6 protein-coding genes are annotated in these 13,168 nt (G+C 51.5%); 3 read left to right on the forward strand and 3 right to left on the reverse strand.

The window, feature by feature from the left end:
- The first annotated feature begins 15 nt into the window (after positions 1-15).
- Positions 16-4,470, forward strand: coding sequence for an acyl-CoA dehydratase activase (locus MMG03_RS13190; RefSeq protein ID WP_073160411.1), 4,455 nt, complete (start codon positions 16-18; stop codon positions 4,468-4,470).
- Between the two features lie 128 nt (positions 4,471-4,598).
- Positions 4,599-6,200: an ABC-F family ATP-binding cassette domain-containing protein gene (locus tag MMG03_RS13195; protein ID WP_073160517.1), complete on the forward strand. Its 1,602-nt coding sequence runs from the start codon at positions 4,599-4,601 to the stop codon at positions 6,198-6,200.
- 123 nt (positions 6,201-6,323) lie between these two features.
- On the opposite strand, the gene MMG03_RS13200 is transcribed toward MMG03_RS13195, so the two are convergent.
- From MMG03_RS13200 to MMG03_RS13210, 3 genes are all read right to left on the reverse strand, one after another.
- A complete protein-coding gene (locus tag MMG03_RS13200) occupies positions 6,324-8,675 on the reverse strand; it encodes a DUF748 domain-containing protein (RefSeq protein WP_249506482.1) in 2,352 nt (783 codons plus the stop codon).
- Positions 8,676-8,741: 66 nt separating this feature from the next.
- Complete coding sequence (recQ, locus tag MMG03_RS13205; protein ID WP_249506483.1) at positions 8,742-10,601, reverse strand: DNA helicase RecQ; 1,860 nt, start codon at positions 10,599-10,601, stop codon at positions 8,742-8,744.
- A 41-nt stretch (positions 10,602-10,642) separates the two neighbouring features.
- A complete protein-coding gene (locus MMG03_RS13210; RefSeq protein ID WP_073236569.1) occupies positions 10,643-12,160 on the reverse strand; it encodes a GGDEF domain-containing protein in 1,518 nt (505 codons plus the stop codon).
- A gap of 72 nt (positions 12,161-12,232) precedes the next feature.
- On the opposite strand from MMG03_RS13210, the gene MMG03_RS13215 reads away from it, so the two are divergent.
- Complete coding sequence (locus MMG03_RS13215; protein ID WP_249269339.1) at positions 12,233-13,081, forward strand: sugar phosphate nucleotidyltransferase; 849 nt, start codon at positions 12,233-12,235, stop codon at positions 13,079-13,081.
- The last annotated feature ends 87 nt before the right edge of the window (positions 13,082-13,168 follow it).

The raw sequence follows: 13,168 nt of genomic DNA on the forward strand, positions 1-13,168 counted from the left end.
TAAATTTGGCGCACTATGAGTACAACTAAGAATGATTTATGGGTCGGTGTCGACGTCGGTTCTACAACCGTTAAGATTGCCGTCGTTGAACCTGAAACCAACAAGCTTTTACACTACACATACCAGCGCCATAACGCCATGCAGGCCCAGAAGGTCCATGAGGTGCTGCGCGAAGCCCACGGTCTGTTCCCGGGCAAGAACTTTAGAGTCGCTTTCTGCGGCAGTGGCGGTCAGCCCTTTGCCGAGGCAACTCACGCATTTTTCGTACAGGAAGTGGTGGCCAACGCTCTCGCCGTTCGTGCTACTTACCCCGATACCCGTGTCGCTATTGAATTGGGTGGCCAGGACGCCAAGGTGGTGTTCTTTGAAAAGGATCCCACTACTGGCAAGCTGATTGCCAGCGACATGCGTATGAACGGTGTCTGCGCCGGCGGTACCGGTGCGTTCATCGACCAGGTGGCAGAACTCCTCCGTGTGAAGACCGAGGCCTTTGAAGGTTACGCCAAGCGCGGTCAGAAGGTTTATGAAATCTCCGGCCGTTGCGGTGTGTTCGCCAAGACCGACATTCAGCCCATGCTGAACAACGGTATCGCCAAGGAAGATATCGCCCTTTCCAGCTTCCATGCCATTGCCAAGCAGACCATCGGTGGTCTTGCCCAGGGTATGGAAATCAAGCCGCCCGTCATTTTCGAAGGTGGTCCCCTTACCTTTAACCCGACCCTTGTCCGCGCCTTCAAGGAACGTCTGGGAATCACGGATGAACAGGCTATCGTGCCTGAACATTCCGAAGTACTCGTAGCTATGGGCGCTGCTCTCTCCCTGGGCTCCATGTTTGCTGACCAGGAATGCTTTTACCGCGAAGAAGGCTCTCTGGACTCCCTGGTCCACTTTAACGAAGCCCGTCAGGCCGAACATAAGGCCAAGGCTGCCGCCGACCTCTTCTTCAAGAACGACCTGGAATACCAGCAGTTCCTGGAAGATCACAAGATGGCGAGCAACGTGTACCCGCAGCCCGCTTCCGGTTCTACCATCAATTGCTACCTGGGTATCGACGCCGGTTCCACCACCACCAAGTTCGTTCTTATCGATGAACAGGACAACGTGATCGATGGCTTCTACGCCAGCAACAACGGCGAACCGCTCCAGGTGCTCAAGGATGCCATGAACGAACTGACCGACCGTTACGAAGAATACGGTTGTAAGTTGAACATCCTGGGTGTGGGTACTACCGGTTATGGTGAACAGCTCTTCGCTAAGGCCGTTCATGCCGACTACCACACTGTGGAAACCGTGGCTCATGCAAACGCTGCCCAGCGTATCTGCCCCGACGTGTCCTTCATCTTGGATATCGGTGGTCAGGACATGAAGGCAATCTCTGTTCAGGACGGTGTGGTTACCGGTATTATCCTGAACGAAGCCTGCTCTTCGGGTTGCGGTTCCTTCATCGAAACTTATGCACGTTCCCTGGGCATTCCCATGGAAAAGATTGCAGAACTGGCTTTCAATGCCAAGAGCCCGTCTCAGCTGGGTTCTCGCTGCACCGTGTTCATGAACAGCTCCATCATTACCGAACAGCGTGATGGTAAGCAGCCTGAAGACATTATCGCCGGTATCTGCCGCTCCATTATTAACAACGTTTTCACCAAGGTGATCCGTATCCGCAACCTGAATACCCTGGGTAAGAAGGTGGTGGTGCAGGGCGGTACCTTCAAGAACAATGCAGTGCTCCGCGCCTTTGAACAGTACACGGGCCTGAAGCCCATCCGTCCGGAACGTCCGGGTGAAATGGGTGCAATCGGTATTGCTCTTCTCACCAAGAAGTTCATGGAAGAAAAGCGCAAGGAAAATCCGGAACTGAAGTCCAGCTTCATCGGCCTCGAAGCCATGAAGACTTTCAGCTGGCACAACCAGCCGGGTCAGCTTTGCCAGTACTGCACCAACCATTGCTCCAGAACCATCGTTACCTTTAGCGACGGTCAGAACTTCGTTACCGGCAACCGCTGCGAACGTGGTGAAGTGACTGCAGACCCCAACGATCCGAAGACCAAGGCTCTCATCGCCGAAATCAACAAGAAGATGATGGCCGTGCCCGATATGATCAAGCGTACCAACCAGCTGCTGGTGAAGGACTATGCTCCGGCCAAGTTGGTGGAACCGCAGTTGAAGGCTGATGGTACTCAGAAGACCATCGGTATTCCTCGCGCTCTTGAATTCTGGGCAAGTCTGCCTTTCTGGAAGGCTTTCTTTACCAGCCTGGGTTACACGGTTGTTGTAAGCCGTAGCTCTGACTACAAGATGTTCGAAGCTGGCTTGCACAGCGTGCCTTCCGATACGGTCTGCTTCCCGGCAAAGCTTGTTCACGGTCATGTGCTCAGCCTTATCGAAAAGAAGGTTGACCGTATCTTCTTCCCCATGATGGTGGCTGTTCCCAGTGACCACACCAAGTTTGACGCCACTTCTGTTTGCCCGGTGGTGCAGGCTTACCCCAACATCATCAAGAACACCGACGAACCTGAAAAGAACTATGGCGTTCCCATGGATCAGCCGATCTTCCACTGGTTCAATTCCAAGCTCCGTCGCTCTCAGACCATCGACTGGTTCCATGAAAACTGGAAACTGGACAAGAAGCTGATTTCCAAGGCTGTGGATGAAGGTGAAAAGGCTCTGAACGACTACAAGACTACTTTGCTTGAAGAAGGTCAGAAGATCCTTGATGACGTTCGCGCCAAGAATACTTTTGCCGTGGTGATTGCCGGTCGTCCGTACCATGTGGACCCGCTGATCAACCACAACATTGCCTCTCACTTTACCGCCATGGGCATTCCGGTTCTTACAACCGAATCTCTCCCTGGCGTGTATGACCAGGATGTGCCGAACCACACCCGCGTCGAAATCAAGAATACCTTCCACCTGCGTATGCTTGGCGCTACCATGATCGCTGCCAAGGATCCTAATGTGGAACTGGCTCAGATCGTTAGCTTCGGTTGCGGTCATGACTCCATCTTGACCGACGAAATGTCCCGTATGCTCCATCTGGATTCCAACAAGGAAATGCTGATGTTGAAGCTTGACGAAGGTGACGCCCGTGGTCCTGTTGGCATTCGTATCAAGAGCTTTATCGAAACGGTGAAGGCTCGCCGTGCTGCAAATCTGCCCGACAAGCCCGCTTCCAACGAACCGCTGTTCCATACTCCGTTCGTTGCCGAAGATAAGACTCGCCGTCGCATCTTGACTCCGAACCTGTCTCCTGCATTTACCGTTCTTGCCAGCGAATACATGAAGGCTAACGGCTTCATTGCCGAATACCTGCCCGTGGCCGACAAGAAGGCTGTGGAACTGGGTAAGAAGTACGTGCATAACGATATTTGCTTCCCCTGTCAGGTGAACATCGGTGAAGGTTTGAAGTGGCTGGTGGAACACCCCGAAGTAAAGCCGTCCAACGTTTCTATGTGTTTGGCCAAGAACTGCGAAAACTGCCGTGCCGTGCAGTACGCTGTGCTTGCCCGTAAGGCTTTGGATGAAGCTGGCTTCGAAGATGTTAGCATCATTACCACCGGTGACGACGTGAAGGGTATGCATCCGGGCTTTAAGACCGGTCTTGACTTTAGACTCCATATGCTGTGGGGCCTGGTGACCATGGACGCTATTGAAACCATGTACCGCGCTATTCGCCCCTACGAAGTGAACGCTGGCGACACCCAGAAGGTTTACGACGTCTGGATGCCTCGCATCATGGAAATTGGCGGTCACCTGAAGAAGACTGAACTGCCGCACCCCACCAAGATGCTGGCTGAATTCACCAAGTGTATCGATGCCTTCAACGGTATTGAAATCACCGAAGACCGTAAGAAGGGTATCCGTAAGCCTCGCGTTGCCGTGCTGGGTGAAATTCTCATGAACTACCACCCCAGCGCCAATGGCTTCGTAGAAAACTACCTGATGAACAACGGCATGGAAGTTTACCTGCCGGGCATGACCGACTTCTTCCGCGTGGACGAAGCCGTGCGTGCCGAAAAGCTGAAGCGTGGTTTCTCTGCAAACCCCATTAGCGACCGCATTGTGGGTGGCATTACCGCAAAGGCCTACACACGTGCCCTGGAAACTGTTCGCAAGATCATGAAGGAACACTTCAGCCTTTACGAACATCATGCAGACTGCTACGAGTTGATGGATTACGTCCGCGACATTATCGACCCCACCTACAATACGGGTGAAGGTTGGTTGATTCCGGGCGAAATCATCTACAACTCTCAGCATGGCATTAATAGCCACATTGTGCTGCAGCCCTTCGCCTGCTTGGCTAACCACATTTCCGGTCGCGGCCTGACCAAGGCTGTTAAGGAACGTTGCCCCCATATTCAGGTTCTGTCTCTGGACTACGACCCGGATACCAGCTTCGCAAACATCGAAAACCGTTTGCAGATGCTGATCATCAACGCTCGCGAACTGGAAAAGGCTAATAAAGCGTAGAGGATAAAGGTTAAAGGTTAAAGGGGCTTCGCCTCTACGCTTTATGCTTTCCGCTTTCCGCAAAAAGGACGTCGGTTTTGAGGCCGGCGTCCCTTTTGTTTTTTGAAAAAAATTCTAAATTTGGCGCCATGCTGAATGTTTCTAATGTAAGTCTTCAATATGGTAGCCGCGTTCTCTTCAAGGAAGTGAATCTTTCCTTCAAGCGCGGCAACTGCTATGGTGTGATCGGTGCAAATGGCGCCGGCAAGTCCACCTTCCTCAAGATCCTTTCCGGTGAACTGGAACCCAATACCGGTGACGTGACCAAGGACCCGGGCGAACGAATCGCCGTCCTTAAGCAGGATCACTTCGCCTACGAACAGAACACTGTTCTTGAAACTGTGATGATGGGTTTCCCGGAACTTTATGAACTGGGCAAGAAGCGTGACGAACTGTATGCTCTTCCGGAAATGACCGAAGAACAGGGCATGCAGGCCATGGAAATTGAAACCCGTTTCGGTGAAATCGGCGGTTACGAAGCTGACTCCAATGCTGCAGTGCTCCTGAAGGGTCTGGGCATTCCCGAAGAATTCCACTACAGCCTTATGGCCGATCTGGATGGCGGTCAGAAGATTCGCGTGCTCCTGGCACAGGCTCTTTTTGGCAACCCCGACATTCTTCTGCTTGACGAACCTACCAACCACTTGGATCTGGATACCGTCGCCTGGTTGGAAGATTACCTGGAACGTTTCGAAAATATCGTGATCGTGGTGAGCCATGACCGTCACTTCCTGAATGCGGTTTGCACTCATACTTGCGATATTGACTACGGCAAGATTAACATCTACGGTGGTAACTACGAATTCTGGTATGCAGCTAGCCAGCTGGCCCAGAAGCAGCGTAAGGACCAGAACCGCCGCGCCGAAGAAAAGATTGAAGAATTGAAGGCCTTTATCCGCCGCTTCGCTTCCAACGCCGCAAAGGCCAAGCAGGCTACTTCCCGTAAGAAACTGTTGGATAAGATGACCGTCGAAGAAATGCCGGCTTCTAGCCGTAAGTTCCCCTGGGTCAACTTCAAGATGGACCGCGAACCGGGCAAGATCGTGCTGGAAGTGAATAACGCTTCTATCGATGGCGGTGATGGCATCGTTTGCAACGGTGTGAACTTCAAGCTGAACAACGGCGACAAGGTTGCCCTGGTTGGCGAATATGACACCCTGAAGACCGCCTTCTTCCAGCTCATTGCCGAAGAAACCAAGGCTGCCGACGGCGTGCTCAAGTGGGGTAGCACCATTAGCTACAACTACTTCCCCAAGAACAACGACGCTTACTTTGCCAGCGAACTTTCTCTGGTGGATTGGCTGCGCCAGTACAGTAAGGAACAGGACGAATCCTTTATCCGCGGATTCCTGGGCCGTATGCTCTTCACCGGCGAAGAAGCCCTGAAGTGCTGTAACGTTCTTTCCGGTGGTGAAAAGGTTCGCTGCATGCTTTCCAAGATGATGCTCTCCAACGCAAACTGCTTGCTGCTGGACGAACCTACCGCTCACTTGGACTTGGAAGCCATTACCGCTCTCAACAACGGCCTGACCGCTTTCCAGGGCCCGGTGATCTTCTGCTCTCAGGACCACGAATTCGTGCAGACTGTGGCAAACCGCGTGCTTGAACTGACTCCCAATGGCGTTGTTGACCGCTCCATCACCTTCGATGAATGGTATGAATCGAAGTCTAAGGGCAACAAGAAGAAGTAAGTCCTGATTTTGTGGGGACTGCAGGTCGGTCCCGCAAACTTTAAAGAAAAATCCTCGGTTTTAAACCGAGGATTTTTTCGCTATAGGAAACGTTTTTCGCTGTAGGTGCAGCGCGACTTCCAATTACTGTACGTCGATCTGTACCTTGAAGTTTGCCTTGCCCTTGTGGTTAACCAGCTGGGAACGGGGAGCGGTTGTGACCGTGACGTTCTTCTTGGTAACGCCGGACTGCTGCTGAAGGGGCTTCAGCAGTTCTGCGTTGCGCTTGGCAGCCATGTCCAGCAGTTCCTTTTCGAGAGCCTTGCGGTCCAGATTGGCGGCGTTGGCGGCAACGTAGGCGGTGTAGGCTTCGTCCTTGTCGTCGATGGCGATGATAGCCTTTTCGTCCAGCTCGTTCAGGACGGTCTTGCCCTGAGTAGACTTGTAGAACTCGGTTTTAAGTTTGCGGGTCTTGTAGGCTTCCACCGTCTTCTTCATATTGAAGGACTGCACAAAGTTCATCTTCAACTTGGGATCCTTGGCCAGGGCAGAAACCATCTTGATTGCCTTGGCGTACTGTTCGCTTTCCATGTGGTTGTTCAGCGGGTCGATAACGATTTCGTCGTTCTTGCCCAGGTCGAAACCGATGGCGCTTGCACCGGATGCGGCGACGTTACCCACAATCTTCAGGGGAGAAAGGGCCACCTTGATCAGCAGGTTCATCACGGTCTTCCAGACAATCTTGAGGTAAGAGAATTCGGGATCCTGCATGTTGCCCTGCACGGGAACGTCAAACTGAATCTTGTCGTCCTTGTCCTTGAGAATGTACAGACCCACCTTCATGGGGACGGTGAATTCCGGGTCGCTGCCTTCTACCTTGTCGCCAACGTCGATGTTGTAGATGTCGATTGTGTTTTTGCTATCCAGGTTGAACTTGTTGATCTTGTTGTCGCTGGCGAAAGCCATGGTGCCAGAAATGATGGGGTAGCCGGTGTAGTGGAGGCTGTAGGGGCTGAAGTGCTTCAGGGCCAGATTCTTGATGCTGACATAGGCATCCATAGTGCTCAGGTCGGAGAGGGCTCCCTTGTACTTTACAGAAACGGTGCCGCCTTCGGGGAAGTTGGCGTTTACGTTAACGGTGCAGGGGGTGTCAAAGTTGATGTTGGAACCGGAAACGCTGATGCCGCTAACCTTATAGTTGAAGGGCGTCTTGATGGTAAGATCGTTTGCGGAGACGGACGTGTTCTTGACTTGCAACCTGTTCAGTACGAATTTCAGAGGCTTTGCTGGGGCGGCCTTGGCTGTTTCGGGAGCGGCTGCGACAGCGGAATCAGACTTGGAAGAGTCTACAGGTGCTTCGGTAACGACGGCTGCGGCCAGGGCGCTGTCAACTGCGCTGGTGTCCTCGGCTGCACCCTTGGGATTTAGAAGTATGTCGATGTTGGTCTTGCCGCCCTTCAGCAGGTCCAGATGGGCGAATGCGCCATCGACCACTACTGAATCTACGACAAAGTCCATTTCGTTCAGGTTAGCCTTCTTGATGCCGACCTGTACGCTGTTCACGCCGATGGTCTTTTCGGATGTTTCGGTAAGGACGATATTGTTAAGGCCTACGGTACCTGCAACATTGCTAGAAAGAACGTCATTCACATTGCCTGCAACATTCAGGTTGACGTCCAGGGAGCCGCTAAAGTCCTTATAGTTGATGAAGTCCTTCAGGTAGGGCTTGCCGCAGGCCAGTTCAAACTGCTTCAGGGCGACTGCTACATTGAAGTCCTGAGTTTTCATGTTAAAGAGAACTTTCACGGTCAGATCGCCGCCATCTGCAAACTTCAGGTTTACGCCAATGTCGGTGTCCTTGTTGTTGAAGTAGACGGCGGGAATATCTACAGAGAAATCCTGGAGGTGAATTTTTGAACCGACCTTGCGATCCTGATAGATGATGTTGCCCTTTTCCAGGACGATGTTCTGGATGGCGACATCAAATCCTCCGGTCATTTCGACGGGGTCAATGTTTATGGCCTTGATAGAATCGCCTGCGGCGGAGTCTGCAGTTGCATCAGCGGTTGCCGATGGGGTGGCTGCGGAATCTGTGGCGACGCTGTCCTGCTCACTTGCGGCGAACTTATCCAGGATGTCGCTGAAGTTGAAGCGGTCGCCGTCTTGTACTACCTGGGTGTAAAGGCCTTTCAAATAGATTTCGCTGACGTTGATTTCTTTGGACAGCAGGCGAGTGGGATTCACGTTGACGCGGAACTTTTCAAATCCCACGAAAGGTGTTGCGCCGTCCTGTTCGAAAATGGCGAAATCGTCTACGGTAACTGTGAAGGTGAACGGATTGAAGTCTACGTCGGCAATCTTCATTTTGCGGCCGATGAGTTCTTCGGAATGCTCGACTACATAGTCTTTTGCGATACCGGGGGCGATTTTGAGGGCGGCGATCACGAGAACGATCAATACCGCCAGGACAATGAGGGCAATGTAACGTTTCTTCATATTTCAAATAATAAAAAAAGTGTCCGGAAATTGCACGTTAATTATCGTGTACACGCATTTATAATGCTAGTCTTCGCCGTTGATTATCTGCAGAAATTCCTGACCGTATTTTTGCAACTTTATGGCGCCGATTCCGGGGATGTTGGCCATGTCGGTGAGGCTGGCCGGGCGTTCCTGAACCATACCCAGCAAAACCTTGTCGCTGAAGATGACGTAGGGCGGTACGTTGGCGGCGTCGGCAAGATTGCGGCGATGGATTCGCAGGGCCTCGAAAAGTACGGCGTCGCTTCCTTCCAGATTGTCCTTGGCGCTGAGGCGTACAGAAACTTTTTGCGGTTGCGAGCTTCTCTGGTTTGCGATTTTTTCTCGCTTGTCTTCTGTAATCAGGGCCAATTGAATTTCTTTTTCGCCGAAGAGCACCTGCTTCCCGAATTCGGTAATGCGCAAGGTCTTCTTGTCGGTGTAGCTCATGGTAAGGCAACCTAGATGAATCATCTGCTGGATGTAGGATTGCCATTTGTCGGCGGGGGTGGCTGCCCCTACGCCAAAGGTCTTGATTTTGTCGTAACCCTTTTCGATGATTTCTGCCCGATGGGACCCCCGCAGGATGTCGATAATCATGTTGGCGTTCTCTTGTTCGCGGGTGCGGAAGATGGCACTGAGGGCTTTTTGAGCCAGGATGGTTCCGTTAAAACGGCGTGGTGGGTGGTTGCAAATATCGCAGTTGCCGCAGTCCTGTTCCATGACTTCGCCGAAATAGCCTAGTAGGATTCGCCGGCGGCAAACCAGGCTGGTGGCGTAATGCTGGATTCGCTCCAACTTTTCTAGTTGCAGGTGCCGTTGCTGTGGGTCGCTGCAATCCTGGGCGAACTTGGCCAGCTGAACGATGTCGCTGTCGGAATAGAACAGCAGGGTGTCGGCCGGGAGGCCGTCGCGGCCGGCGCGTCCGATTTCCTGATAGAATCCCTCCATGTTTTTGGGCGTGTTGTAATGGATGACGAATCGGATGTTGGATTTGTCGATGCCCATGCCGAAGGCGATGGTGGCGCAGATGACCTTGGTGCGGTCGTAGATGAAGTCCTCTTGAATTCTTGCGCGTTCATCGGCGGTCATGCCGGCGTGGTAGGCGTCTGCCATGATGTGCCTTTTGCGGAGTTCGTCGGCAACAGTTTCGGTAGACTTGCGGGAAAGGCAGTATACAATTCCGCTTTCACCCTTTCTTTCTTTTATAAAGTCTGCGATTTCGTCCAGCTTACTCAATTTTTTATAGTTAAGACGAACGTCTAGGGACAAGTTCTTTCTGTCAAAACTATCCAGGATCAGATTTTCTTCGGGAATGCGAAGCTGCTGTAAAATATCTTCTCGGGTAATGGCGTCGGCCGTGGCCGTCAGGGCGAGAATGGGAATGCCGGGGAAGTTTTCGCGGAGCTTAAAAAGCTGGGTGTATTCGGGGCGGAAATCGTGGCCCCACTGAGAAATGCAATGGGCTTCGTCGATTGCGAACAGCGAAACGCGACCGCGGGGGAGCAGGTTCTCTACTTCAAAAACCAGACGTTCGGGGGAGATGTACAGCAGTTTAAGTTCACCGCGGCAAAAGGCGCTGCGGATCTCGGAAGCTTCTTCAGTTGAAAGGCCGCTGTTCAGTGCCGCTGCGGGGATGCCGTTTTCGCGGAGACTGTCCACTTGATCCTTCATGAGGGCGATCAGAGGCGAAACCACCACGGCGCAACCATCGAAAACCAGGGCCGGAATCTGGTAGCAGATTGACTTGCCTCCACCGGTTGGCATTAGGGCCAAGGTGTCCTTGCGTTCAAGAACCTGTCTGATGACTTCGACCTGCTTGGGTCTAAAGCTGTCGTAACCGAAATATTCCTTAAGCTTCTGCTGTGCTGTATTAAAAAGAAGACTTGCCTGCTGATCACTCATGCAGGTAAATATAATATTTGGTGTACAAATGTGCAAGAATCTTATTCGTCACGCCAGAAGGTGAAGGCCTTGCCTTCGATCTTCTTGCTGCGGTAAGTGCAGTTATCGATTCTACGGTAGTATTCCTCGAAGTCGATTCCTTCTTCGCCGTTTAGGAATGTTGCGCCCAGGCTAACAGAAATATTTAGGTTGTTCACCTTTTCGAAAGTAATCCTGCTGATAGATTCAAAGAATCTGCTGATAATCTGGATTCCCTGTTCCTCGTTAGAAACTCCGCTCACGAAGAAAATGTATTCATCTCCGCCGAGACGCAATAGAATGTCTTCTTCGCGGAAAGTTTCCTTCATGGCATTGGCGACAGCGATAATAACTTCGTCGCCCATTTGGTGACCGTAGTTGTCGTTGATGTGCTTGAATTTATCTACATCGAATAGGGCCAACATACCGATTCGGTTTTCGTTGATGGCTGTCTTTATCTTGTCAATACCGGCCTGGCGGTTCAGCAGTCCGGTCATGGCGTCGGTTTCGGCTTTGGCAATCAACGTTGTTTCGATCTTTTTCTGTTCGCTGATATTTTCGACGGCGTAAATAACCTGGCTTGGCTTAACTTCGGTGTTTACGGGACCAATGGCGATAAAGCGGGCTCGGCACCAACCAAAATTCTTGCCCATGAATTCCTGGGTGATGGTGCGCTTGCCTCTGAGCCTGTCGGGTAGTGTTTTGGTGTTTACGAAATCCAGAATGCGGTCCAGGTATTCGGGAGCTGTGGTTGCCGTCATGGCCAGCGTTATTTGTCTGCTGAAATTTTCGTTGAAACTGTCTACGCTAGAATCAATAAAGTTGTTTGTTCTAATTGAGAAGAACGTGTCCGAGTCCAGGTTGATCTGGTGCATGGAAACGTAAATGTCCGAAATGGATCTGAGGTTGTGGGTAAGCTGATCCTTGGTGCTGAACTGGGATACGCGATTTTCAAAAAGCATTCGTTGGCATTTGTCGCGGACGTTGAATATGCCGACAATCATGCCGATGCCGCTATAGACGATGCAGTTGACGATTTCTGTTCCAACAATTTCGGCCGGCTTGACGGAACCGCAATAATAGAGGAAGATGAAATCGGCGATAATAGTGATAATTACGATGTGGATTGGTCGCATGACAAACAGCAGCGGCGAAACCACGTACATGGCCAATAGGGAGGTGGAGGGTTCGTCGCAGGATATCACAAGCGATGAAAACAGGCCGAAGCATAGGAGCATGGGGTAGAAGATGTGACACAAGATTCCGACAACGGTGTGATTTTTCTTTCCGACAGCAAATGCTATGGCGAGACTTACAATGGAGAACATGGCGAACCCTGCGTAGATGGGGGCCTTTTCCAACATGGCGGGGAGTCGGGTTGCAAAGGCGGCTATGCAGGTGAACGAAAAAAAGAAAGTCGATATGGCTGAATATACCAGCAGCGCTCTATGGTTATGATTGGTTTCCTTGTCTCGGATAGTATACAGATCCGAGTTGGTGAGGCTGGCTCTTATCAAATAATCAATGATATACTTAATCATAATTGCTCAAAATGTAAGACCATTTAATTTTAGTAAAAAGATAAATATCCACGTTTTCTATCTTTGATGTTGATGAAAAAATTGAACGTTTTGATCCTTGCCGCGGGTCTTGGAACCCGTTTGCGCCCGTTGACCAGCGATGTGCCGAAACCCTTGGTTCCGGTAGTTGATGCTTCTATATTGGAGCAGCAGGCGGTTAAAGCTAACGGTATTGGAAACGTAAGACTTCACGCCAATGCGCACTATCTGGCCGAACAGGTGGTTGCCGAGGGTAAACGCCTTGGTTTTGAAAAGGTGTGGGTGGAGCCCGAGATTCTTGGAACTGCAGGCCCCTTAAAGCGAATCTATAACGAAGGATACCGTGGGGGCTTGCTGATCATGAACGGCGATGCCTACTGCAGTTTTGACCTGAAGGCCTTTGTGGAAAATGCCAAGCGCACTTTTGCCTCCGCTCAGGACGGCTCTGCCCCTGGTGTGGCCCTGCTGGCTGTGGATTTCCCCAAGGTGAATACCTTCCGTGTGAATAAGGATGGACGTCTGGTAGGAATCGCTGGCCGTTTTGGTTCCGAAGAGGGTGCCGCCGCAACGTTCTCCGGAGTATCCTATTACAGCGACGAGGCTTTGGCCCGAATTGCAGACGGTGAATTTGACATCCGTGAATTCTGGAAGCAGGAAATTGCTGCAGGACGTCCACCTTTTGTGGACATGAGTCAGATGAATGCTACCTGGATTGACATGGGTTCTCCTGAAGGTCTGATGGCCGCTTGCCGTGCCCGCCTTGATGAACTTGGAGTGGATAGCTGGACTGACGAACGCGTTGCTGTGACCCGCGATTCTATCGTGTTTGCAGGAGCCACAGTGGGTGAGGGCGAAACTGTAGAAAATGAAATCCGCGGTAAGGGATTTAGCTGGAAGATTTAGATTTGTGTTGGAATGGTTGAATTGGCTGCGCGTCATTCTGAGCGTAGCGAAGAATCCATAGAAGAATTTGAATGATGAAGGATTGAA

The sequence above is a fragment of the Fibrobacter sp. HC4 genome, assembly GCF_023373925.1.
Lineage (GTDB): Bacteria > Fibrobacterota > Fibrobacteria > Fibrobacterales > Fibrobacteraceae > Fibrobacter.